Here is a 24531-nt window from a genome sequence, read left to right on the forward strand (position 1 = left end):
CCTGCACGCAGGACGTTTGTTCGAGACGTCCGTGGGCGGGGTTAATCGCGGTGTTACCCACGACACGGTTACCCGTGCGTAGAACTCACCAGTAACCACTGACCACGCCAAAAGGGCAGGAATCCTTATGACACTCTTAGTAGATCCGATGGTGTCCGCCGCGCCGCTTGGCTCGCCAGGATGGTCCGCCGACAACACACCGGTCAGCTGCTTTTTTGGCTGCGATTCAATGCGGAATCGACGAGGTCCTGCCCGCCGGTGCTGCACCGGCCGGGTGAACCGATACGTAAAGACGCATACAGGGAGATACAGAACGTGACGATCCACGAGCATGGCCGGGTGTCCGCTGACCGCGACGGGCACGGCCCGAACAGCACCCACGCTCTGGTCGACCGTCTGACCGCCGGCGAACCGTACGCAGTCGCGTTCGGCGGTCAAGGCAGCGCCTGGCTGGAGACCCTGGAAGAGCTGGTCTCCTCGGCCGGAATCGAGACCGACCTGGCGACGCTGGTCGGCGAGGTGGAATTGCTGCTGGAGCCCGTGGCCAAAGAGCTGGTCGTGGTGCGTCCGATCGGTTTCGAGCCGCTGCGCTGGGTACGCGCTCTCGCCGCCGAAGACGCGGTTCCCTCGGACAAGCACCTGACGTCTGCCGCGGTGTCGGTGCCCGGCGTGCTGCTCACCCAGATCGCGGCGATCCGGGCACTGGGCCGCCAGGGCCTGGACCTCATCGAGACGCCGCCGGTGGCGGTGGCCGGGCACTCGCAGGGCGTGCTCGCGGTCGAGGCGCTCAAGGCCGGCGGTGCTCGCGACGTCGAGCTGCTGGCGATGGCGCAGCTGATCGGTGCGGCCGGAACGCTGGTGGCGCGTCGCCGCGGCATCTCGATCCTGGGCGACCGCCCGCCGATGGTGTCGGTCACCAACGCCGACCCCGAGCGCATCCGCCAGCTGTTGGAAGAGTTCGCACAGGATGTGCGGACCGTGCTGCCGCCCGTGCTGTCCATCCGCAATGGCCGGCGCTCGGTCGTCATCACCGGGACTCCCGAGCAGCTGTCCCGCTTCGAACTGTATTGCCAGCAGATCTCCGAGAAGGAGGAAGCCGACCGCAAGAACAAGCTGCGCGGCGGCGACGTCTTCGCGCCGGTCTTCGACCCGGTTCAGGTCGAGGTGGGCTTCCACACGCCGCGGCTGGCCGACGGCATCGACATCGTCGGCGGCTGGGCCGAGAAGGTCGGCCTCGACGTCGAGCTGGCCCGCTACCTGACCGACGCCATCCTGGTCAGCGGCGTCGACTGGGTCGAGGAGATCACCCGGGTGCACAGCGCCGGTGCGCGCTGGATTCTGGACCTGGGTCCCGGCGACATCCTGACCCGGCTGACCGCGCCGGTGATTCGCGGCCTCGGCGTCGGCATCGTGCCGGCCGCGACCCGCGGCGGCCAGCGCAATCTCTTCACCGTCGGCGCCACTCCCGAGGTGGCCCGGGCCTGGTCGAGCTACGCGCCGACCGTGGTTCGACTGCCCGACGGCAAGGTCAAGCTCTCCACCAAATTCACCCGGCTGACCGGCCGCTCGCCGATATTGCTTGCGGGCATGACTCCGACGACCGTCGACGCCAAGATCGTCGCCGCCGCGGCCAACGCCGGGCACTGGGCCGAGCTGGCCGGTGGCGGGCAGGTCACCGAGGAAATCTTCGCCGACCGCATCGAGCAACTGTCCAAACTGCTCGAGCCCGGCCGCAGCTATCAGTTCAACACCCTGTTCTTGGACCCCTACCTGTGGAAGCTGCAGGTCGGCGGCAAGCGCCTGGTGCAAAAGGCCCGTCAGTCCGGTGCGGCCATCGACGGCCTGGTGGTCAGCGCCGGCATCCCGGACCTCGAGGAAGCCGTCGAGCTGATCAACGAGCTCAACGACATCGGCATCAGCCACGTCGTGTTCAAGCCCGGCACCATCGAGCAGATTCGCTCGGTCATCCGCATCGCCACCGAGGCGCCCACCAAACCGGTGATCGTGCACATCGAGGGCGGGCGTGCCGGCGGCCACCACTCCTGGGAAGACCTCGACGACCTGCTGCTGGCTACCTATTCGGAGCTGCGGTCGCGCCCGAACATCACCGTCTGCGTCGGCGGCGGCATCGGCACCCCCGAGCGGGCCGCCGACTACCTGTCCGGCCGGTGGTCGCGGGAGTACGGCTTCCCGTCCATGCCGATCGACGGCATCCTGGTCGGCACCGCGGCCATGGCGACCCTGGAAGCAACCACGTCGCCGTCGGTCAAGCAGATGCTGGTCGAGACCTCCGGCACCGACCAATGGATCGGCGCCGGAAAAGCCCAGGGCGGCATGGCTTCCAGCCGTAGCCAGCTGGGCGCCGACATCCACGAGATCGACAACTCCGCCTCGCGCTGCGGCCGGCTGCTCGACGAGGTCGCCGGTGACGCCGACGCGGTCGCCGAGCGCCGCGACGAGATCATCGCCGCGATGGCCAACACCGCCAAGCCCTACTTCGGCGACGTCAAGGAAATGACGTACCTGCAGTGGCTGCGCCGCTACGTCGAGCTGGCCATCGGCGAGGGCGACTCGACCGCCGACACGGCCTCACCCGGCAGCCCGTGGCTCGCCGACACCTGGCGCGACCGGTTCCAGCAGATGCTGCAGCGCGCCGAGGCGCGTCTGCACCCGCAGGAGCACGGCCCCATCGAGAGCCTGTTTTCCGGTTCCACCGGCTCGGTGCTGCTGGAAAGCCCGGAACAGGCCCTTGCCACGCTCGTTGGGCGCTACCCCGACGCCGAGACCGTCGTGCTGCACCCCGCCGACGTGCCGTTCTTCGTCACGCTGTGCAAGACGCTGGGTAAGCCGGTCAACTTCGTCCCGGTCATCGACAAGGATGTGCGGCGCTGGTGGCGCAGTGACTCGCTGTGGCAGGCGCACGACGCCCGCTACGACGCCGACCAGGTGTGCATCATCCCCGGCACCGCCGCGGTCGCGGGCATCACGCGGCTCGACGAGCCCGTGGGCGAATTGCTCGACCGCTTCGAGCAGGCCGCCATCGACGAGGTGCTGGCTGCCGGAGCCGAGCCGAAGGCGATCAGGTCGCGACGCCTGGGCCGCCCCGACGTGACCGGGGCGCTGGCTGTGGTGCTCGACGCGCCCGACGTGCTGTGGGCCGGCCGCACCACCACCAACCCGGTGCACCGCATCGCTGATCCCGCCGACTGGACGGTGCACGACGGACCCGAAAGTCAGCGCGCCACACACTCATCCACCGGCGCTCGGCTGCTGGTGAAGTCCAACGGCGGCACGGGCGACGAACAGGTGGTGCTGTCCGTGCCGGTGTCCGGTGTCTGGATCGACATTCCCTTCACGTTGCACGCCAACACCGTTGACGGTGGTGCCCCGGTGGTCTCCACCGAAGACGCCACCGCGGCGATGCGTGCGGTGCTGGCGATCGCCGCCGGCGTCGACGGGCCCGACCTGCTGCCCCAGGTCACCGATGGGACGGCCATCGCGACGGTCGACTGGGATCCCGAGCGGGTCGCCGACCACACCGGCGTCACGGCGATCTTCGGAGAACCGTTGGCGCCCAGCCTCACCACGGTCCCCGACGCGCTGGTCGGACATTGCTGGCCGGCGGTCTTCGCGACCATCGGCTCGGCGGTCACCGAAGGCGGCGTACCCGTCGTCGAGGGCCTGCTGAGCTTGGTGCATCTGGACCACGCCGCACACATAGTCGGCACACTTCCGACAGTCCCGGCCCAATTAACCGTTACCGCAACGGCTTCGGAGGCCACCGATACGGACATGGGTCGTGTCGTTCCGGTCTCGGTGACGGTGGCTGGCCCCGACGGCGCTGTTATCGCCACCCTCGAGGAGCGCTTCGCGATCCTGGGGCGCACGGGTGCCGCCGAACTCACCGACCCCGTCCGGGCCGGCGGAGCGGTGTCGGAGAACGCCACCGACACCCCGCGCCGTCGCCGTCGCGACGTCAGCCTCGCCGCGCCTGTTGACATGCGGCCGTTCGCAGTCGTGTCCGGTGACCACAATCCCATCCACACCGACCGGGCCGCCGCGCTGCTGGCCGGCCTGGAATCGCCGATCGTGCACGGCATGTGGCTCTCGGCCGCCGCGCAGCATGCGGCCACCGCCACCGACGGACAAGCCCGCCCACCGGCCCGGCTGGTCGGCTGGACCGCGCGGTTCCTGGGCATGGTGCGCCCCGGCGATCAGGTCGAATTCCGCGTCGACCGCGTCGGAATCGACCAGGGCGCAGAGGTTTTGGAAGTCGCCGCGCGCATCGGATCCGACCTGGTGATGTCGGCCACCGCACGGCTGGCCGCGCCCAAGACCGTGTACGCGTTCCCGGGTCAGGGCATCCAGCACAAGGGCATGGGCATGGAGGTGCGTGCCCGGTCCAAGGCGGCCCGCAAGGTGTGGGACACCGCGGACAAGTTCACCCGCGACACGCTGGGCTTCTCGGTGCTGCACGTGGTGCGGGACAACCCGACCAGCATCATCGCCAGCGGGGTGCACTATCACCACCCCGAGGGTGTCCTCTACCTGACCCAGTTCACCCAGGTCGCGATGGCGACGGTGGCCGCCGCCCAGGTCGCCGAGATGCGCGAGCAGGGCGCCTTTGTCGAAGACGCCATCGCGTGCGGTCACTCCGTTGGTGAGTACACCGCGCTGGCCTGCGTGACCGGCATCTACGAACTAGAAGCCTTGCTGGAGATGGTCTTTCACCGTGGCTCCAAGATGCACGACATCGTGCCGCGCGACGAACTTGGCCGTTCCAACTACCGGTTGGCCGCGATCCGACCTTCGCAGATCGACCTGCCCGACGACGAGGTCACCGCGTTTGTCGGTGAAATCGCCGAGCGCACAGGCGAGTTCCTGGAGATCGTGAACTTCAACCTGCGCGGCTCGCAGTATGCGATCGCCGGCACGGTCCGCGGTCTGGAGGCGCTGGAAGAAGAGGTGGAGCGGCGCCGCGAAATCTCTGGCGGCAAGCGCTCGTTCATCCTGGTGCCCGGCATTGACGTGCCGTTCCACTCCCGGGTGTTGCGGGTCGGCGTGGCCGACTTCCGCCGCTCGCTGGACCGTGTCATGCCCCGCAACGCGGATCCCGACCTGATCGTCGGGCGCTACATTCCCAACCTGGTGCCGCGGCCGTTCACGCTGGATCGCGATTTCATCCAGGAGATCCGCGACCTCGTGCCCGCCGAGCCGCTCGACGAGATCCTGGCCGACTACGACACCTGGCGCCGCGAACGGCCGGCCGAAATGGCGCGGACGGTCTTCATCGAGCTGCTGGCATGGCAGTTCGCCAGCCCGGTGCGCTGGATCGAAACGCAGGACCTGCTGTTCATCGAGGAGGCCGCGGGTGGCCTTGGCGTCGAACGGCTGGTCGAGATCGGCGTGAAGACGGCACCGACCGTCGCGGGCCTGGCCACCAACACCCTCAAGCTGCCCGAATATGCGCACAGCACAGTGGAAGTGCTCAACGCCGAGCGTGACTCGGCGGTGCTGTTCGCCAACGACACCGACCCGGAACCGGAAGCCGACGACGCACCGGAGCCGGTTGCGGAATCGTCCGCGCCGGAAGGGGCCGTCAGCGCTCCGGCCGCACCGGCACCTACCGCGCCGTCCGGGGCTCCGCGCCCCGACGACATCGGGTTCGACGCCGCCGACGCCACCCTGGCGCTGATCGCGTTGTCGGCCAAGATGCGCATCGATCAGATCGAGCAACTCGACTCCATCGAGTCCATCACCGACGGGGCGTCCTCGCGGCGCAACCAGTTGCTGGTCGACCTGGGTTCGGAGTTGAACCTGGGCGCCATCGACGGGGCGGCCGAGGCGGACCTGGCTGGACTGCGGGCGCAGGTCACCAAGCTGGCTCGCACCTACAAGCCTTACGGCCCAGTGCTTTCCGATGCCATCAACGATCAGCTCAAGACGGTCCTCGGGCCGTCGGGCAAGCGGCCGGCCGCCATCGCCGAGCGGGTCAAGAAGACCTGGGAGCTCGGCGACGGTTGGGCAAAGCACGTCACCGTCGAGGTCGCTCTGGGCACCCGCGAGGGCACCAGCGTGCGCGGCGGCGCGATGGGTGGCCTGCACGACGGGGCCCTGGCCGACGCGGCTTCGGTCGACAAGGTCATCGACGCCGCGGTCGCCGCGGTCGCCGCACGGCGCGGCATTTCGGTGGCGCTGCCATCGGCGGGCGGGGGCGGCGGCGCGACCATCGACGCGGCCGCGCTCTCCGAATTCACCGACCAGATCACCGGTCGTGACGGTGTGCTCGCGTCGGCGGCCCGCCTGATACTGGGCCAGTTGGGTCTCGACGACACGGCCGCCGCATTGCCCGCGGCCACCGATGCCGAGCTCATCGACTTGGTCACCGGCGAATTGGGCGCGGACTGGCCACGTTTGGTGGCGCCGGTGTTCGACTCCAAGAAGGCCGTCGTGTTCGACGACCGGTGGGCCAGCGCCCGCGAGGACTTGGTCAAGCTGTGGCTGACCGACGAGGGCGACATCGACGCCGACTGGGTGCATCTGTCCGAGCGGTTCGAGGGTGCCGGCCACGTCGTCGCCACTCAGGCCACCTGGTGGCAGGGCAGGTCGCTGGCCGCGGGTCGTCAGATCCACGCGTCGCTGTACGGCCGGATCGCTGCGGGCGCCGAGAACCCCGACCCGGGTTACTACAGCAGCGAAGTCGCCGTTGTGACAGGAGCTTCCAAGGGTTCGATCGCGGCGTCGGTCGCCGCGCGACTGCTCGACGGCGGCGCGACCGTCATCGCGACGACCTCGAAGCTCGACGAGGAGAGGCTGGCGTTCTACCGCGCGCTGTACCGCGACCACGCGCGGTTCGGTGCGACGCTGTGGGTGGTCCCGGCCAACATGGCGTCCTACTCCGACATCGATGCCCTGATCGAGTGGGTCGGCACCGAGCAGAGTGAAAGCCTTGGGCCGCAATCGATTCACATCAAGGACGCGCAGACTCCGACGCTGCTGTTCCCGTTCGCCGCGCCGCGGGTGGCCGGCGACCTGTCGGAGGCCGGTTCGCGCTCCGAGATGGAGATGAAGGTCCTGCTGTGGGCTGTTCAGCGGCTGGTCGGCGGCCTGTCCAAGATCGGCGCCGAGCGCGACATCGCGTCGCGGCTGCACGTGGTGCTGCCCGGCTCGCCCAACCGCGGCATGTTCGGCGGTGACGGTGCCTACGGCGAAGCCAAGTCCGCGCTGGACGCCCTGGTCAGCCGCTGGCACGCGGAATCGTCGTGGGCCGCGCGAGTTAGCTTGGCGCACGCGCTGATTGGGTGGACCCGCGGCACCGGGTTGATGGGGCACAACGACGCCATCGTCGATGCGGTCGAGGAGGCCGGCGTCACGACGTACTCCACCGACGAGATGGCCGCGATGCTGCTGGACCTGTGCGACGTGGAGTCCAAGGTGGCCGCGGCGGGCAAGCCGATCGAGAAGGACCTGACCGGCGGGCTCGGTGAAGCGAACCTGGACATGGCCGAACTGGCCGCGAAGGCCCGCGAGCGGGTCGGCGAAGCGGCGGAGTCCGCTGACGACGAGGCGGCCGAGGGCAGCATCGCTGCGCTGCCGTCACCGCCGCGCGGCTTCACCCCGGCCCCGCCGCCGGAATGGGCCGACCTCGACGTCGACCCGGCAGACCTGGTGGTCATCGTCGGTGGCGCCGAAATCGGTCCGTACGGCTCGTCGCGCACCCGGTTCGAGATGGAGGTCGACAACGAGCTGTCGGCGGCCGGCGTCCTGGAGCTGGCATGGACCACCGGCCTGATTCGCTGGGAGGACGACCCGCAACCGGGTTGGTACGACACGCAATCCGGTGATCTGGTCGACGAGGCCGAACTGGTCGAGCGCTATCACGACATCGTGGTCGAGCGCGTCGGCATCCGCGAATTCGTCGACGACGGTGCGGTCGACCCGAACCAGGGATCGCCGTTGCTGGTGTCGGTGTTCCTCGAAAAGGACTTCGCCTTCGTGGTGTCGTCGGAAGCCGATGCCCGCTCGTTCGTGGAGTTCGACCCGGAGCACACGGTCATCCGCCCGGTGCCCGACTCGAGCGATTGGCAGGTTATTCGCAAGGCCGGCACCGAGATTCGGGTGCCGCGCAAGAACACGCTGTCGCGCGTCGTCGGCGGCCAGATCCCGACCGGGTTCGACCCGACCGTGTGGGGCATCAGCCAGGACATGCTGAGTTCCATCGACCGGCTGGCGGTGTGGAACATCGTCGCGACGGTCGACGCGTTCCTGACCGCGGGCTTCAGCCCGGCTGAAGTGATGCGCTACGTGCACCCCAGCCTGGTGGCCAACACCATGGGCACCGGCATGGGCGGTGGCACCTCGATGCAGACGATGTACCACGGAAACCTGTTGGGCCGTAACAAGCCGAACGATATCTTCCAGGAAGTGCTGCCGAATATTGTTGCCGCACACGTGGTTCAGTCCTACATTGGCAGCTACGGCGCCATGATCCACCCGGTCGCCGCGTGCGCGACGGCCGCGGTCTCGGTCGAGGAGGGCATGGACAAGATCCGGCTGGGCAAGGCCGAGCTGGTGGTGGCAGGCGGCATCGACGACCTGACGCTGGAAGGCATCATCGGCTTCGGTGACATGGCGGCCACCGCCGACACCGAGATGATGCGCGGCCGTGGCATCCACGACTCGAAGTTCTCCAGGGCCAATGACCGGCGCCGGTTGGGCTTCGTCGAGGCGCAGGGCGGCGGCACCATCCTGCTGGCTCGCGGCGACCTGGCGCTCAAGATGGGCCTGCCGGTGCTCGCGGTGGTCGCCTTCGCGCAGTCCTACGCCGACGGCGTGCACACCTCGATCCCGGCGCCCGGACTGGGCGCGCTGGGTGCGGGTCGCGGTGGCAAGGACTCGCCGCTGGTGCACGCGCTGGCCAAGCTCGGCCTGACCGCCGACGACATCGCGGTGATCTCGAAGCACGACACCTCGACCCTGGCCAACGACACCAACGAGACCGAGATGCACGAGCGCCTCGCCGACTCGATGGGTCGCTCCGAGGGGGCTCCGTTGTTCATCGTCTCGCAGAAGAGCCTCACCGGACACGCCAAGGGCGGCGCGGCCGTCTTCCAGATGATGGGGCTGTGCCAGATGCTGCGCGACGGTGTCATCCCGCCCAACCGCAGCCTGGACTGCGTCGACGACGAGCTGAACGGGTCGGCCCACTTCGTGTGGGTCCGCGACACACTGCGGCTGGGCGGCAAGTTCCCGCTGAAGGCGGGAATGCTCACCAGCCTCGGATTCGGCCATGTGTCCGGCCTCGTCGCGCTGGTGCACCCGCAGGCGTTCATCGCTTCGCTCAACCCGGAGCAGCGCGCGGACTACCAGCAGCGAGCGGACGCCCGCCTGCTGGCCGGTCAGCGCAGGCTCGCGTCGGCCATCGCCGGTGGCCCGCCGATGTACGAGCGGCCCGCGGACCGCCGCTTCGATCACGACGCGCCGGAGAAGCGGCAGGAGGCGGCGATGCTGCTGAATCCGGACGCCCGGCTGGGTGATGACGATGCCTACCGGGCCTCTGCGGAATGACTCCGCCGATAAGTTAGCCTGGCGAACCATGAGCATTGTCGGCGTGGGGATCGACCTCGTCTCCATTCCTGATTTCGCTGAGCAGGTGGACCAGCCTGGGACGGCGTTCTCCGAGACCTTCACGCCCGGTGAACGCCGCGACGCCTCGGACAAGAGTTCGTCGGCGGCGCGTCACCTGGCCGCCCGGTGGGCAGCGAAGGAAGCGGTGATCAAGGCCTGGTCCGGGTCGCGGTTCGCGCAGCGTCCGGTGTTGCGCGAGGACATCCATCGCGACATCGAAGTGGTCACCGACATGTGGGGACGACCGCGGGTGCGACTGACCGGCGATGTGGCCAAGCATCTGGCCGACGTGACGATTCACGTGTCGCTGACGCACGAGGGGGACACCGCGGCCGCAGTGGCGATCCTCGAGACTCCCTAGCGTTTCTCACCTGTCACAAGAAGTCGGGCATATGCCGACTTGCCCGCCTCCGAGCGACAACTCAGCAACTTGACCAGCCGACCTGGAGGTTGTCGCCAAGAGGCGGGCAAAAAGACAGCCGCGACCTCTGGAGGCTCAAGCCTTGGAAGCGGTCTCCGCGTCTCGCATCGACCGTGGCCCGACTAGCCTTGAGCCATGAGCGATCTGGTTGAGCGCGTCCGCGACGTGTTGCCGTCGGTCCGGCGAGACCTCGAGGACCTGGTGCGCATCGAGTCGGTGTGGGCCGACCCCGCCCGGCGTGACGAGGTGCACCGCAGCGCGCGGGCGGTGTCGGATCTGTTGTCGCAGGCCGGTTTTGGCGATGTGCGCATCGTCAGCGAAGGCGGGGCGCCCGCCGTCATCGCCCAGCATCCGGCGCCGGCCGGCGCGCCGACCGTGCTGCTGTACGCCCATCACGACGTTCAGCCCGAAGGTGACCGCAGCCAGTGGAAGACGTCCCCCTTCGAGCCGACCGAACATGACGGCCGGCTCTACGGCCGGGGCAGCGCTGACGACAAAGCCGGTATCGCAACGCATTTGGCGGCTTTCCGGGCGCACGGCGGCCAGCCGCCGGTCGGTGTCACCGTGTTCGTGGAAGGCGAAGAGGAATCCGGGTCGCCGTCCCTGGGCCGTTTGCTCGCCGCCCACCGCGACGCGTTGGCCGCCGACGTGATCGTCATCGCCGACTCGGACAACTGGAGCACCGACACACCCGCGCTGACGGTGTCGCTGCGCGGCCTGGTCGACTGCGTGGTCGAGGTCGCCACGCTCGACCACGGGCTGCACTCCGGCATCTGGGGCGGTGTGGTGCCCGACGCGTTGACGGTGCTGGTGCGACTGCTGGCCAGCCTGCACGACGACGACGGCAACGTGGCCGTCGCCGGCCTGCACGAAAGTACGGCCGCAGCCGTGGATTACCCGCCCGAGCGGGTGCGCGCCGACTCCGGCCTGCTCGACGGCGTGTTCGAGATCGGCTCGGGTTCGGCGCCGCAGCGGCTGTGGGCGAAACCGGCGATCACGGTCATCGGCATCGACACCACAACGATCGAGAAAGCGTCGAACACGCTGATCCCGCGAGCCCGGGCGAAGATCAGCATGCGGGTCGCGCCGGGCGGCGATGCGGCGGCGCACCTGGACTTGCTGGCCGCGCATCTGCGGCAGCACGCGCCGTGGGGTGCCCGGGTCGACGTCATCCGCGGCGACATCGGCGAGCCCTACGCCATCGACGCCAGCGGCCCGGTCTACGACGCGGCGCGGGCCGCGTTTCGGCAGGGGTGGGGCGTCGAGCCGATCGACATGGGTATGGGCGGCTCGATCCCGTTCATCGCCGAGTTCGCCGCCGCTTTCCCGCAGGCGAAGATCCTCGTCACCGGCGTCGAAGACCCCGCGACCCAAGCGCACAGCATCAACGAAAGCCTGCATCTGGGAGTACTGGAACGCGCGGCGATCACCGAAGCGCTGCTGCTGGCCAACCTGGCCTGATCGGAGACACGACCATGGCGGTGCTGAGCCCAAGGCCAGGCCGGCTGCGCACGGTGGTGGTGGCTGGGGCATTGCTGGGTGGCGCAATCGCGGTGGCCGGCCCCGCGCACGCGGGCGCCGACGAGTTCGTCAACGACATCAACAGCGTCGGCATCGGCAACCACGACGACCCGCACAATTTCGACCTGGTGGGGTTTGGCAACGCCATCTGCTGGCGCCTCTACACCGGCGAGGCACCCGCCCAGATCGCCGACTCCATGTTCGCCAACTCTCGTACCGGTAAGCAGGCGGAGCTCACCCACGATCAGTTCGACGCCGCGGTCCGCTTTGCCCATGCCGACCTCTGCCCGGACGCGGGGCCGAAACACTAGACCTCCAGGTCGCGCCGAACGCATACTGCTTCAACAAGCAGAATTCGTCCGCTGGAGGCGCCACTGTGAGCACGCGAGACACCCTCACCGGCAGTGCCGATAAGGCCGGCAAGATCAACCGTTACCACTTTGATCGCCACACGCCGGAGTACCGCGAGCGGTTCACCGCGATCACCGAGGAGATGCACGCCAGGTGCCCGGTCGCGTGGACCGACACCTACGACGGACACTGGGTGGCCGCGGGCAGTCGGGAAGTCTTCGAGCTCGCTCGGTGCCCGCACGTGTCCAACGACCACGACGTCACCGGCCAACGCCCTGCCTACAAGGGCATCACCATTCCCACGACGCCGCAGGGCTCCGGCATCCGTGGCGGCATGCTCGAGATGGATGAACCCGAGCACACGGCCTACCGCAGCGTCCTGAATCCGTACCTGTCGCCGGCCGCCGTCAAGCGCTGGGTGCCGTTTGTCGACGAGATCGTGCGGGCGAGCATCGACGAAAAGATCGCATCCGGGCGGATCGACTTCGTCGACGATCTGGCGAACATCACGCCTGCCGTGCTGACTCTGGCGATGATGGGCGTTCCACTGAAGAAGTGGACGCTTTACTGCGAGCCGGCCCACGCCGGCGTGTACACACCCGCCGATTCCCCCGAATTTCCCGAGGTGATGAAGCAGTCGATAGCGATGGGGATGGACCTGTTCAACCACCTCCTCGAGATCCGCGAGAACCCGCGCCCCGGTCTGGTGGACGCGATGGCAAAGCTACGGATCGACGGCGAACCTGCCCCCGACCTCGAACTGGTCGGAATGCTCGGGTTGATCATCGGCGGAGGTTTCGACACGACGACGGCGCTCACCGCGCACTCACTCGAATGGCTGGGCGAAAACCCCGAGCAGCGCGAATTGCTGAGGCGGGAATCGGACACGCTGCTCGACTCCGCGACCGAGGAATTCCTGCGTTACTTCACGCCGGCGCCAGGGGACGGTCGCACCATCGCCGCCGATCTCGAAATAGGCGGCAACAAGTTCAAGGAGGGCGACCGCCTGTGGTTGTCCTGGGCGATGGCCAACCGCGACCCCGCGGTGTTCCCCGACCCGAATCGACTGGACCTCACCCGTAAGAACAACCGGCACTTCAGCTTTGGTCTCGGCATCCACCGCTGCATCGGCTCCAATGTCGCGAGGGTCGTGTTCAAGTCGATGCTCACGGCGGTCCTCGACCGGATGCCTGACTACCGCTGCGATCCCGCGGGCACCGTGCACTATCAGACGATCGGGGTGATCCAGGGCATGCAGCATCTTCCGGCCACCTTCACGCCCGGCAAGCGGCTTGGACCGGGAATCGACGAGACCCTGGAAAAGCTGCAGCGAGTCTGCGACGAACAGGGGATCGCGCGGCCGATCACCGAGTACAAGGAGGCCGCCGTCATCGGCGACTGATCCGTTCGGGTGCGCGCACCAGGCCTAGCACCGGTCGTACCAGTTGTCCGAAAGCAGGCTTGGCGGGCAAAAGCCGGCAGGGGGCTGGAGGAGTTCCCCGGGCCCAAGCGTCCGGTAGCGAAAGTTGTGGCAGACACTCATATCCCACGTGACAGGCGCGCCCCTAAGTCCTAGACGTCGAGGTCGCGCCGCAACTTGGCGACGTGCCCGGTGGCCTTCACGTTGTACTGGGCGACGGCAATCTTGCCCTTCTCGTCGACCAGGAAAGTGGAGCGGATGACGCCGGTGACCGTCTTGCCGTACATCTGCTTCTCGCCGTACGCGCCGTAGGCGGTGAGCACCTTGCGGTCGGGGTCGGACAGCAGCGGGAACGTCAGCTTCTCGGCGTCGCGGAACTTCGCCAGCTTCTCGGGCTTGTCGGGGGAGATGCTGACGACGTCGATGCCAGCGCCGTTGAGTTCGGCCAGGTTGTCGCGGAAGTCGCAGGCCTGTCTGGTGCACCCCGGCGTCGAGGCGGCCGGGTAGAAGTACACAACGACCTGGCGGCCCTTGTAGTCGGCCAGCGATACCTCTTTGCCGTCGGCGTCGGGCAGGCTGAAGGCGGGCGCTTTGTCGCCGGCGGCCAGCCGCGTGGTCTCAGTCAAGGTGCATCCCTTTCGGTTCATCCAGGCGTCGGCACTAGGGTAGTTCCTCAGGTGCACCATGCGGACTACGGAGGACTTGGAGGGCAGCACAGTGGCGGACCGGGACCCCGAAGCCATCAAGCAGGAGATCGATGTCGCGCGCGATCAGCTGGCGGCAACCGTCGATTCGCTTGCTGAACGCGCCAATCCTCGCCGCCTCGCCGACGACGTCAAGATCCGGGTTATCGGGTTCGTGACGAAGCCCGCGGTGGCCATCTCGCTGGTGGGGATCGGGTCGGTGGTCGTGTTCGTGGTGATCCGCCGGATCAGGGACCGCTGACCCGCGACGAGCAGACAGACAGCTCTGTCTACGGAGCTCTGCTAGCGTCGGAGAACATGGAGATCCTCGACCGGGAGGCCGCGGCACCGGCTGCGCGACGGTCGGCATCCCCGGCCGATCGGCTGCTTGCGGTGGCGACAAAGCTCTTCGCGGCGCACGGGATTCGCGCCGTCGGCATCGAACGAATCCTGCGCGAGTCGGGATGTGCGAAAGCGAGTCTGTACGACTTCTACGGCTCCAAAGCGGCTTTGGTGATCGCTTACCTTGTAGGGCTGGACCAGGCCGATAGGTCCAAGTGGGGGACGGCCGCGGCGGCGCTGACCGATCCCACCGAAAAGGCGCTGGCCTTCTTCGATTTGGCGATTGCCAATGGGCTGCGGTGCGATTTTCCGGGTTGCCTGTACGCCAACGTGGCGACCGAGTTTCCCGGCGAGCGGTTCGAACCGATCGATGCGCACCGGGACTGGGTGCGGTCATGCCTGACCGAGCTGATGACGTCGGCCGGCGCCGAACGGCCCGACGAGACCGCCCGGCAGCTTCAGTTACTCTACGACGGTGCGCTGGCGGGTTCCAAGCTCGATCAATCGGTGGAGCCGATCCGGCTCGGCCGGCACCTTGCGGCGGAGTTCATCGGTCGCGCCTGCGGACGATAGCGCCGGTCTGTTCAGATCAGCGCGATCCGATTGCGTGGGGTGCGACATCCTCCCGGCATGGCGACGGCCGGGTTGTCCGATCGCCTGCCGAACATCTTGTGCTGCAAGCCATTTCAACTCCGCTTGAGTGCTTGGGAGCCGCGGTGGCCGGGCTGCGGTCCCACGGGTGAATTTCCACCGGGCGGCGCCACACACCGGGCGCGTAGACAGAGCGGTCTGTCTGTGGCACCGTCGGCCTGGTGCCATGCCCGGCGATGCGCGTAGCCGGCACCCGGCCCTGGCGAAAGGACAACTGCGGTGGCGACTGGCACAGTACGGATAGTCGACGGCCACAAGCGTTTTGGGGCCGGCAGCCATGCACTGGCCGGTATCGACCTGACCATCGACGACAGCGACTTTCTGGCCATCCTGGGGCGAAGCGGGAGCGGCAAGTCCACGCTGTTGCGGGTGATCGCCGGTCTGGAAAGCCTCACGTCGGGAACCGTCGAATGGTCCTCCGGTAATGGCGTGGCCCGCCCGCACACCGGTGTCGTCTTTCAGCAGCCGCTGCTCATGCCGTGGCTGACCGCGGGTGAAAACGTGGTATTCGCCGGACGATTCGCCGCTAACCGGCAATCGTTTCAACCCGAATACGCCCAAGAACTACTGCGGCGTTTCGACCTGGAGCGGGTGGCCGACCAATACCCCGACCAACTCTCCGGCGGTCAGGCGCAGCGCGTGTCGATCATCCGGGCGGTCGCAACCCGGCCTCGCCTGCTGTTGCTCGACGAGCCGTTCAGCGCCCTGGACCCGGCGATCCGCGGCGATTTGCGCACCTGGCTGGCCGACCTCGCGGCCGAGCTCGGGATCACAGTCGTGTTGGTCACCCATGACGTCGATGAGGCCGTCGAGCTGGCCAGCCGCATCGTGCTGCTCGGCGTCGACGGGCGGATTCGCCGCGAATGGCGACCCGACGGTACCAATGATGAACTGCGGCAAGAGATTCTGGGCCATTACCGGGTGGCCGAACAGTGAGCGGGGGGCTGCTGTCCCGGCGCTCGCTGCTGGCCGGCACGGTCACCCTCGCCGCGGCGGGCGGCCTGGCCGGTCTGGCCGATCTCGCTCGTGCCGCGACCGTCGACCGGACCAACACCAGCGGACAGCTTCGCATCGGGTACCTGCCGATCACCGACGCCGCACCACTGCTGATCGCGCACGCGGCCGGGCTCTATCAACCGGGCGTGGTGAGTTCGGCCCGGCCGGTGCTGTTTCGTAGCTGGGCGTCGCTGGCCGAGGCGTTCGTCACCCGACAGGTCGACGCCGTGCACATGCTGATGCCGATGGCCATCCAACTACGGTTCTTGCTGGGTAGCTCGGTTCGGGTGCTGAGCTGGAACCACACCAACGGCTCGGCATTGACGGTGGCGCCGAACATCACCGATGTGGGACAGCTCGCCGGCACGCAGGTCGCCGTACCGTTTTGGTGGTCGATCCACAACATCATCCTGCAGGAGTTGCTGCGGGCCCACGATCTGGTGCCGGTGGTGCGCCGAGGCGCCTCGCGCAGTGCCCGCACCGTCGAGCTGATCGTGATGAGCCCGTCAGACATGGTGCCGGCGTTGGCAAATCGATCGATCGGTGGCTACGTGGTGGCAGACCCGTTCAACGCGATGGCCCAGGTGCGCAAGATTGGGCGCATTCACACGTTTCTCGGCGATGTGTGGCGCGACCACGCCTGCTGCGTGGTGCTGGCCCACCAGGACCTCATCGACAATCGACCGCAGGCGGCCGGATCCTTGGTCAACTCGATTGTGCTGGCACAACAACGCATTAACACCGACCGCCCCGCGGCGGCCGCGACGCTGTCGTCCGGGGCCTACCTGCCCCAGCCGGTGGCGGCGATCAAGACGGCGTTGACCTATCGTGCCCAGGACTACCATTTCGCGCACCCCGACTGGCAGCCGCAGCGGTTGGGCTACCAGCCCTTCCCGTTTCCGAGTTTCACCCGCCGGCTGGTAGAAGCCATGCACGACACCGTTGTTGACGGCGACCGGCAATTCCTGAATCGACTCGACCCGGCAACCGTGCACGCGCAATTGGTCGACGACACCTTCGTCCGGACTGCGCTGGCCGCCCACGGTGGCCCCGAAAGCTTCGGCCTCCCCACTGATCTGACCAGAGTCGAACAGGTGCAGCCGCTATGACCACCAATCCCATCAGCTCCGTCGATGCAACGCCGGGCGAGGCGGTGACACCGGATGCGCCACCAACACCGAAGTGGTCATTTCTGCGCCGGTGGTGGCCGCCGGCGCTCGCGATCGCGGTGGCAGTGGGGATTTGGTGGTTGGCCACCGCCGTGCTCGCCCCACCGCAGTCACTGCTGCGCCAAACCACACCCGGGCTGGTGGGCAAGTCGCTGGTCGAGCTGTACAACCGCGGCGTGTTGCTGTCCGACACCGGGGTCAGCCTGTGGCGGCTGCTGGTCGGATTGCTGGTGGCCGCCGTCATCGGAGTTCCCGCCGGACTGCTGATCGGCCTCAACGACGTCGCCGATCGCGCCACCCGTCCGGTGGTGCAGTTCCTGCGGATGATCTCACCACTGTCGTGGGCGCCAATATCGGTGGCGCTCTTTGGAATCGGGAACCAACCGGTGATCTTTCTGATCGCCGCGGCCGCGGTGTGGCCCATCCTGATCAACACCGCCGCGGGCGTGCACGCCGTCGAGCCCGGCTATCTGCAGGTGGCCAGATCCTTTGGGGCAACCCGAACCGAACTGCTGACGGTCGTCGTGTTGCCCGCGATCCGCGGGCACCTGCAGACCGGCTTACGGGTCGCACTGGGCATCGCGTGGGTCGTCCTGGTGCCGGCCGAAATGCTCGGTGTGCGTTCCGGTCTGGGCTACCAAATCCTCAACGCCCGCGACCAGCTGGCTTACGGCCAGGTCGTTGCCGTGATCGTGGTCATCGGCGCCATCGGCTATGTGCTGGATCTTGTTGCGCGCCGGGCTTTATCGTCGGCTAGCGGGCGTTGACCGCTCTCGCCCAGGACAGCGGGTTGAGTTCCCGAAAAGGGTCCCGCGCCCGAACGGCAAGCAGGTCGGCCAGTATCGCTTCCAGCGACTGCTGAGTGTTGTCCTTGACCGAGGCCACCCAGTCCTCCGTCGACACACGGTCGGGTTTCGTGGTGTCGATCGGCTCACCGAAGCGCAGATACATGCGTTGGGGGCGGGGGAGAAGCGTCGGCCCGAGGCCGCGCATCACCGGCATCGCCATGTCGGCAGTGCCGGTCAGCCTCGTGCTGATACTACGGCCGAGCCGGCCCAGCACGCTGTCGCGCGTCACCAGGCTCTTGTAGACGTCGTCGCCGCCGACCAGGCCGACCGGCACGATCGGATAGTTGCTTTCCACGGCGACCCGGGCGAACCCGGCGCGGCCACGCCAATTCAGCTGGTACTCCTCGCCTTTGAACTTCGCTATCTCTCGGCCCCCACCGGGGAACACCAGGATGGTTTCGTTGTGCCGCATCAGTTCCCGTGCGGTGTCCGGGTGGCCGATGACGGCGCCATAGGCGGTGATCACGTCCTTGCCGAAGCCGGACCCTTGCGCCATCCGGCGCTCGGCCAACGGTCGGACCCGCACGCCGAGCTCGCGACGCACGAAGTGGGGGATCAGCAGCACCTCACCGCCGATGAACGCAGTGTGGTTGCCCACCAACAAGAACCGGCCATCGCGGGGCAGCGTTTCGAGCCCGGCAACATACGGCTGCCAGAGGTCGATGAGCGGCGTGATGCCGCCCTGAACGCGGTCGAGCACGCCCTGCAAGGTCTGCACCCGCGGCGGGTGGTTCATTACGGCATCCAGGTCGACGGGCTGGTCGACGGGGTTATCGATGGGCTTTCTCATGGGCTGGGTCACGACATCCTCGGTTCGGGTCGACATTCGGTGGGGCGCACCCCGTGCCAGATAGTCTACCAAACGAACTAGTTCGTATGGGTATGCTTCTCGTGTGCGAACCACCAGTGAGCTTCGTGACACGATTCTGGCTGCCGCGCGGACCGAGTTCGCCCAATACGGGCTGGCCGGTGCGCGCATCGACCGCATCGCGCGGGCGGCCGACGCCAGCAAGGAGCGGCTATACGCCCATTTCGGCGACAAGGAGACGTTATTCCGCAGCGTCGTCGCGGCGGACGCCGCGGAGTTCTTCGCCGCCGTCACGCTGCGCGCGGATGCGATACCGGAGTTCGTCGGCGACATCTACAACCTCGCCTGCCGTACGCCCGAGCACTTGCGGATGATGACCTGGGCCAACCTGGAGGGGCTGAAGCTCGACCCGCCATCCCTCGACGATCCGGAATCGGTCCTCGCCCGCGACATCGCCACCATCGAGGCCGCTCAGGCGGCCGGTCAGGTCGATGTGGCCTGGCAGCCCATGGAGCTGCTCACACTGTTGTTCGGCGTCGCTCTGGCCTGGGCGCAGTCGCCGCGTCCGGACGCCGTCACCGCCGATCCCGCCATCGTCGCCGCCCGGCGGGCGGCCGCCGTGGAGGCCGCGCGCCGCATCGTCACTCCGGCAACCTGAGTTAGGTCATGCCGGCGGCGGTGTTGCGCTGCGGGTGCACGGGAAGGTCGTCCGCCCAGGGCTGGGTGGTGACCATGTCGTCGACATCGACGTAGCCGCGCTCGAACTCGCCCGTGGCCGCGTCCACCAGCCGGTACTCCTGACGCTGGAGGTGGATGGGCTGCGCGTCGAGGATCACCACCCGGACGTCGCCGGGTTCAAATCCGCAGCGCTGCTGCAGCGCCTCGATCAGGCATTCGTTGTGTAGATGCCCGTCGCCGAAGTTCCAGCCGAGCACCATGGCGCACAGGGTCTCGCCCTCGCAGAGGTTGTAGTCGTCCTCGTCGTAGCCGGCCAGCGCGCGGTGCACCAGCGTGAGCAGCGCGCGCCCGTGAGTGTTCATGCCCCGGAACGCGATTGCGAGGTGCAGCGGAACGAGGGTCTCTTCTTTGCTGCCGTACAACCGCTCGAGCTGCAGGTGCTGCATCGGGCCGAGTGCGCGCGAGCCGGTCCGGAACTTGTCGTCGACCGACGGTTTGACGCACCACACCGTGGTATCCCAGTTGCCGGCGTAGTAGCGCATGCCGGGCAGGAAGGAAACCTTGCGCGGGAACAGGTTTCCGAGCACCACTACTGTCGCAATGACTGCGAACAGCACGATGGGCCAGGGGCTAGTCAGGCCCGACAGCCCCACTGGGGCATGTGCGACGAACAGCCACAGCACCCCGAAGATCATGAAAACGTTCCACTCCAGCGGCACTCCCATCGGGAAGGCCAGCAGAATGTTGAGGTGGAACACGATCATGATGACCGCGGCGATGGTCGTCGGCCAGCCACCGTGCGAGAAGAACAGCACCAGCGGCACCAGGCCTTCGACGGCGGTGGAGAAGTGTGCGATGAAGCCCGCTAATCCGCTGGGCCGCAAGTCATCCGGGTAATGCTTGAACATCGACCGTTTGAGCGGACCAGAAGGGATGAACGGGTTGTTCGCCAGCATCGTGGAGATCACAAAAGGGAAGTGGCGGTTGAGTTTTGACGTCGCGGCCCCCAGCCAGATCACCATGAAGACCAGCTTGGCCCCGATGACGATGTCGGCCCCGGAGAATAGGAACACCAGCGCCAGCGGCGCGTACACCTCGCCGCGGGCGGCCAGGAAGATGATCTTGTCGCGCAGACCGAGGACCGTGAGGACCGTGAGGATCGCGATGGTCTGCCAATACGGCAACACGCCAATTGCGGTGCCCAGCGCTGGAATTGGTCCGGTGCCGTCGGATACCAGCGCGGTGACCAGCAAGACCAGCAGGGCGCCGTAGAGCAGCGCGTCGAACGGAGTTCGGTTGCTGCCTTGGGTCAGTGGCACCCGGTCAGGCCAAGGCGGCAGCCGGATGGTGCCTGGCCGCAGCCAGTACAGGATGGAACCCATGGGCGGGAAGTAGCGTCCGGCCAGCGGGCCGAAGCAGCAGCCGAGGCCGACGACCTCGAACAACATCGTGTACAGCACAGCCTTTTCGAACACGATCGGTTCGGTCCACCAGGTGTCGACGTTGGTGAAGCCGCCGATGCCCGAGGTGGTCCACGCGAACACCCAGGCGCCGAGGATGTAGAGGGCGATCTTGATGCCGTACATCACGTGCATGATCAGTGGCGTGCCGAAGCCGTTCTCGGCGATGTGACGCACCATGGGCACCACTCGTTCGGCGCGCGGCTTCTTGCTCCACTCGGCGGTGTCGACGACGGGCAGGTTGGGCCGGATGAACCCCATTGCGGCTCCTTTGACGCGGCTCGTTGACAAGGCGTGCCAATCGGCGGCCTGGCACCGAGAAAAAACTACTCCGAGCGACGACCGGTGGGCACGATTTCGGGAGTCGGCCGCAATTCGTAGTCGTCGGGGTTTGGCCGGTTGGTCCACTTCCAGTAGTCGAAAATGCGGAACCCGTACAACGTGGGCACGTGACCGGCGGCGTTCTTGTAATAGCTGCTGGAGACCGCCGGGTGGGTGTAGACCATCTCCTTCAGCCGTTCCTGGCTGCGGCGGTTGTAGTCGTCGCACACGTCCGCGCGTACGGTGGCCGAGCCGAAACCGCCGGCCAGCACCATGTCGATGCACCCGAGGATGTAGCGCATTTGGCACTCCGAGTTGTAGATGATGCTGGCCCCGTTCACGGCGTTGGTGCCTGGACCGAACATGCAGAAGAAGTTCGGGAAGCCCGGCACGGTGACGCCGAGATAGGCGTACGCGGAGTCGCCCCAGGCCGTATTCAGTTCCACGCCGTCGATCCCGCGAACGTTGATGGGTCCGAGTTGGTGGTTCACGTCGAATCCGGTGGCCCACACCAGCACGTCCGCGGGTCGATGTACGCCGTCGACGGTCCGGACTCCATCCGCGGTGATCTCGGCAATGCCGTCGTTGATGAATTCGACGTCGTCCCGCTGCAGCGTGGTGAGCCAGGTTCCGTCGTCCTGCAACGTCCGTTTGCCCATCGGGGGGTAGTTCGGAGTCACCTTCGCGAGTAGTTCCTCGTCGGTGCAGAAGACCCGCATCCACGCTATGAACATCTCGCGAATCGCGTGGTTCGACTCGCTGCACGAGAGCCCACCGTTGTCCCAGTCCGGGTCGATCCTCACCTGCTCGTCGAGTGCGTCGGCGATCGGCCACCACGACACGAACCGCAGCCAACGTCCGTAGTAGGGCAGATGGCGGATCGCCCACCTGGCTCCGTCGGGGATGGCGTCGTGGTAAATGGGGTTGGGCGCCATCCACTGTGGCGTGCGCTGGTAGACGTCGACCTGTTGAGTCGAGTCGGCGATGGCGGGCACCAGCTGGAATCCGCTGGCGCCGGCGCCGATGACCGCCACCCGCTTGCCCGCCAGGTCGACATCGTCGCGCCAATCCGCGGTATGAAACGAAGGGCCGCGAAAGTCTTTGGCTCCCTTGATATCCGGAATGACCGCATTGCTGAACTGGCCGACCGCGCAGATCAGGGCACGTGCGGTCAGCGTCTCTGCCCTGCCGTCCGCCGCGCGGATCGCGACCCGCCAGGTCGCCGACTCCTCGTCCCATGCGGCGCCGGTCGCCTCGGTGTTGAATCGGACGTCGGGCGTGATGTCGTAGCGGGTTGCGACGTCATCGAGGTAGTGCAGGATCTCGGGCTGCTCGGAGTAGTAGTGCGTCCAGTGGTCGAGCGGCTCGAATGAGTACGCGTAGTACTGGTTGGCAATGTCGACGCGGCAACCCGGATAGCGGTTGGCCAACCACGTTCCGCCCACGCCCGACTGCTTTTCGATGATCGTGAACGGCATGCCCGCTGCCTTGAGCTTGATCCCGGCCAACAGCCCCGCCTCACCGCATCCGATGACGACCACGGGGAACTCGGCGCGTTGCTCGGGTGTCGACGCCAGTACCGGCCCGCACTGATCGGCATCGCTGAACCGCAGGTCCGCGGCGACGTAGTCGACGAACTGCTCGGTGACCGCTCCAGCCGACATCACCTGGAACATGACCCGCATCTGGTCGGCGTCCGGCACGAAGGGCGGCGGACAGCCGCGGTCGCGGTAGTCGCGAATCACGTCGTAGGCGCGCTTGCGCACCAACTCCTTGTCGAGCTCGCTCATCGCGCCCTGCAGGTCCATCGCGATGAGCATGAACGGCCGGGGAAGCTCATCGAGCAAGCCCATGTCGCCGGTCATGTGCACCATCGACATCAACAGCGCAGGCACACTCGCCTGGTCGACGGCATCGCGAATGACGTCGTCGGAGTCCGCGAAAGGCAGCCCGAGCAGTCGGCTCAGGTCCGTCGATGCGGATGTCGAGGCAGGTAGGGCCACAATTCCTCCACATGACTAGACAGATCTTCGGCGATGTCTAGTCGTAGGTTAGCATCGTGTCGGACACACGTGAAGGAGGCTTGATGGGCACGGGTAACGGGCTGACCCCCTTCACGATCGATGTCGCCGACGACGAGCTTGACGATCTGCGACGTCGTCTCCAATCAGCCAGGTGGCCCGACGAACTCGCCGGTGCCGGCTGGGATTATGGAACAGACGAGGCGGCGCTGCGGTCGCTTGTGGACCGTTGGCGTGACGGGTACGACTGGCGGGCCACCGAAGCCGAGCTCAATGGCTGGGGATCATTCATCACCACCGCCGCTGGACAGCGGGTGCACTTGCTGCACGTTCCGTCGGTGGACGACGGCGCCGTCCCCTTGGTGCTGATTCATGGATGGCCCGGTTCGATCGTCGAGTTCCTCGATGTTCTTCCGCTGCTGCGGGAGCGGTTCCACGTCGTCGTTTTCTCAATGCCGGGTTACGGATTCTCCGGGCCGACTACCGAACTCGGCGTCGACACGGCGAAGGTCGCGGCGGCCGCCGACGACGTGATGGGCCAACTCGGATACACCCGATACGTCGCCCAGGGCGGCGACTGGGGCGCGCTCGTCGTCCGCTACCTGGGGGAGCACTACTCACACCGCGTCGCCGCCATCCACACCAACATGCTGTTCTCACCATTCGACGGTGACGGTGCCGACGCCATGACCGGCGTGACCGAGAGCGAACTGGCGGCGATGATCACGTCTGCGGAACGGATGGCCGGCGGCACGGCGTACATGGAATTGCAAGGGACCCGGCCGCACTCGCTGGGTTTCGGGCTGCACGATTCGCCGCTCGGTCTGGCGGGCTGGATCCTGGAGAAGTTTCACGCATGGTCTGACGCCCGCGACGGGATGCCGATCCGCACCGATCGGTTGATCGACAACCTAATGCTCTACTGGCTCACCGGTACCGCAACATCGGCGGCCAGGCTGTACTGCGAAGCGGCGCGAGCGGGCACCGGCGCCCTGAGCGAGTGGACCGGCCGGGTCGACGTTCCGACCGGCTACGCCGTGTATCCGTATGAACTGATGCGGATTCCGAGGGTGTGGGCCGAGAAGCGGTACAACCTAATGTATTACACGATCCAGGATCGGGGCGGGCACTTCGCGGCCTTCGAGCAGCCGCAGCTCTTTGCGGCCGATGTCAACGCGTTTGGGCAGACCCTGCGAGAACAAGGGATCTGCTGA

General features: G+C 67.1%; 16 protein-coding genes. 12 read left to right on the plus strand and 4 right to left on the minus strand.

Annotation, left to right across the window (positions count from 1 at the left end; translation table 11 throughout):
- Positions 1 to 315 precede the first annotated feature (315 nt).
- The 5 genes from MNAB215_RS19265 to MNAB215_RS19285 all read left to right on the plus strand — a co-directional run bounded on the left by MNAB215_RS19265 (position 316) and on the right by MNAB215_RS19285 (position 13322).
- A complete protein-coding gene (locus MNAB215_RS19265; protein WP_077082156.1) occupies positions 316 to 9567 on the plus strand; it encodes a type I polyketide synthase in 9252 nt (3083 codons plus the stop codon).
- A gap of 28 nt (positions 9568 to 9595) precedes the next feature.
- Entirely contained in the window at positions 9596 to 9988 is a 393-nt protein-coding gene (acpS, locus tag MNAB215_RS19270; RefSeq protein WP_077080233.1) for a holo-ACP synthase AcpS, read from the plus strand.
- A 195-nt stretch (positions 9989 to 10183) separates the two neighbouring features.
- Positions 10184 to 11509: a dipeptidase gene (locus MNAB215_RS19275; protein WP_077080234.1), complete on the plus strand. Its 1326-nt coding sequence runs from the start codon at positions 10184 to 10186 to the stop codon at positions 11507 to 11509.
- 14 nt (positions 11510 to 11523) lie between these two features.
- Complete coding sequence (locus MNAB215_RS19280) at positions 11524 to 11880, plus strand: DUF732 domain-containing protein (protein ID WP_077080235.1); 357 nt, start codon at positions 11524 to 11526, stop codon at positions 11878 to 11880.
- Positions 11881 to 11945: 65 nt separating this feature from the next.
- Complete coding sequence (locus tag MNAB215_RS19285) at positions 11946 to 13322, plus strand: cytochrome P450 (protein WP_077080236.1); 1377 nt, start codon at positions 11946 to 11948, stop codon at positions 13320 to 13322.
- A 170-nt stretch (positions 13323 to 13492) separates the two neighbouring features.
- Here the strand turns inward: MNAB215_RS19285 and bcp are convergent, their stop codons facing one another.
- A complete protein-coding gene (bcp, locus tag MNAB215_RS19290; protein WP_077082157.1) occupies positions 13493 to 13966 on the minus strand; it encodes a thioredoxin-dependent thiol peroxidase in 474 nt (157 codons plus the stop codon).
- Between the two features lie 91 nt (positions 13967 to 14057).
- Here bcp and MNAB215_RS19295 point away from each other — a divergent pair, with 91 nt between their 5' ends.
- The 5 genes from MNAB215_RS19295 (at position 14058) to MNAB215_RS19315 (ending at position 17948) form a co-directional block, all read left to right on the plus strand.
- The gene (locus MNAB215_RS19295; protein ID WP_077082158.1) at positions 14058 to 14285 is read left to right on the plus strand and encodes a DUF3618 domain-containing protein; all 228 of its coding nucleotides are present in this window, start codon (positions 14058 to 14060) and stop codon (positions 14283 to 14285) included.
- Between the two features lie 56 nt (positions 14286 to 14341).
- Complete coding sequence (locus tag MNAB215_RS19300) at positions 14342 to 14938, plus strand: TetR/AcrR family transcriptional regulator (RefSeq protein WP_077080237.1); 597 nt, start codon at positions 14342 to 14344, stop codon at positions 14936 to 14938.
- 297 nt (positions 14939 to 15235) lie between these two features.
- Positions 15236 to 15952, plus strand: a complete 717-nt coding sequence (locus tag MNAB215_RS19305) for an ABC transporter ATP-binding protein (RefSeq protein WP_077080238.1) — start codon at positions 15236 to 15238, stop codon at positions 15950 to 15952.
- Complete coding sequence (locus MNAB215_RS19310) at positions 15949 to 17121, plus strand: ABC transporter substrate-binding protein (RefSeq protein ID WP_077080239.1); 1173 nt, start codon at positions 15949 to 15951, stop codon at positions 17119 to 17121. The genes MNAB215_RS19305 and MNAB215_RS19310 overlap by 4 nt, the downstream gene beginning before the upstream one ends.
- Positions 17118 to 17948 carry an ABC transporter permease gene (locus tag MNAB215_RS19315; protein ID WP_083746178.1) on the plus strand — a complete coding sequence of 277 codons (831 nt, stop codon included), beginning with the start codon at positions 17118 to 17120 and terminating at the stop codon, positions 17946 to 17948. The genes MNAB215_RS19310 and MNAB215_RS19315 overlap by 4 nt, the downstream gene beginning before the upstream one ends.
- Here MNAB215_RS19315 and MNAB215_RS19320 read toward each other — a convergent pair.
- Positions 17935 to 18819 carry a lysophospholipid acyltransferase family protein gene (locus MNAB215_RS19320; RefSeq protein WP_077082159.1) on the minus strand — a complete coding sequence of 295 codons (885 nt, stop codon included), beginning with the start codon at positions 18817 to 18819 and terminating at the stop codon, positions 17935 to 17937. The two genes, MNAB215_RS19315 and MNAB215_RS19320, sit on opposite strands and share 14 nt — an antisense overlap.
- Positions 18820 to 18922: 103 nt before the next feature.
- Here MNAB215_RS19320 and MNAB215_RS19325 point away from each other — a divergent pair, with 103 nt between their 5' ends.
- Positions 18923 to 19495, plus strand: coding sequence for a TetR/AcrR family transcriptional regulator (locus tag MNAB215_RS19325; RefSeq protein ID WP_077080240.1), 573 nt, complete (start codon positions 18923 to 18925; stop codon positions 19493 to 19495).
- A gap of 1 nt (position 19496) precedes the next feature.
- On the opposite strand, the gene MNAB215_RS19330 is transcribed toward MNAB215_RS19325, so the two are convergent.
- Both MNAB215_RS19330 and MNAB215_RS19335 read right to left on the minus strand, forming a co-directional pair.
- Entirely contained in the window at positions 19497 to 21236 is a 1740-nt protein-coding gene (locus MNAB215_RS19330; protein WP_077080241.1) for a DUF3556 domain-containing protein, read from the minus strand.
- A gap of 65 nt (positions 21237 to 21301) precedes the next feature.
- Positions 21302 to 23299, minus strand: coding sequence for a flavin-containing monooxygenase (locus tag MNAB215_RS19335; RefSeq protein ID WP_077080242.1), 1998 nt, complete (start codon positions 23297 to 23299; stop codon positions 21302 to 21304).
- Between the two features lie 83 nt (positions 23300 to 23382).
- Between MNAB215_RS19335 and MNAB215_RS19340 the strand changes: the two genes are divergently transcribed.
- Positions 23383 to 24531, plus strand: coding sequence for an epoxide hydrolase family protein (locus MNAB215_RS19340; RefSeq protein ID WP_077080243.1), 1149 nt, complete (start codon positions 23383 to 23385; stop codon positions 24529 to 24531).

This window comes from Mycobacterium numidiamassiliense (genome assembly GCF_900157365.1).
Taxonomy (GTDB): Bacteria; Actinomycetota; Actinomycetes; order Mycobacteriales; family Mycobacteriaceae; genus Mycobacterium; species Mycobacterium numidiamassiliense.

Bases quoted from the DNA above. Each gene is read 5' to 3' on its own strand.
- acpS (WP_077080233.1), top strand. From the start codon at position 9,596: ATGAGCATTGTCGGCGTGGGGATCGACCTCGTCTCCATTCCTGATTTC.
- MNAB215_RS19340 (WP_077080243.1), top strand. From the start codon at position 23,383: ATGGGCACGGGTAACGGGCTGACCCCCTTCACGATCGATGTCGCCGAC.
- MNAB215_RS19275 (WP_077080234.1), top strand. From the start codon at position 10,184: ATGAGCGATCTGGTTGAGCGCGTCCGCGACGTGTTGCCGTCGGTCCGG.
- MNAB215_RS19320 (WP_077082159.1), bottom strand. From the start codon at position 18,819: ATGAGAAAGCCCATCGATAACCCCGTCGACCAGCCCGTCGACCTGGAT.
- MNAB215_RS19300 (WP_077080237.1), top strand. From the start codon at position 14,342: ATGGAGATCCTCGACCGGGAGGCCGCGGCACCGGCTGCGCGACGGTCG.
- MNAB215_RS19280 (WP_077080235.1), top strand. From the start codon at position 11,524: ATGGCGGTGCTGAGCCCAAGGCCAGGCCGGCTGCGCACGGTGGTGGTG.
- MNAB215_RS19315 (WP_083746178.1), top strand. From the start codon at position 17,118: ATGACCACCAATCCCATCAGCTCCGTCGATGCAACGCCGGGCGAGGCG.
- MNAB215_RS19330 (WP_077080241.1), bottom strand. From the start codon at position 21,236: ATGGGGTTCATCCGGCCCAACCTGCCCGTCGTCGACACCGCCGAGTGG.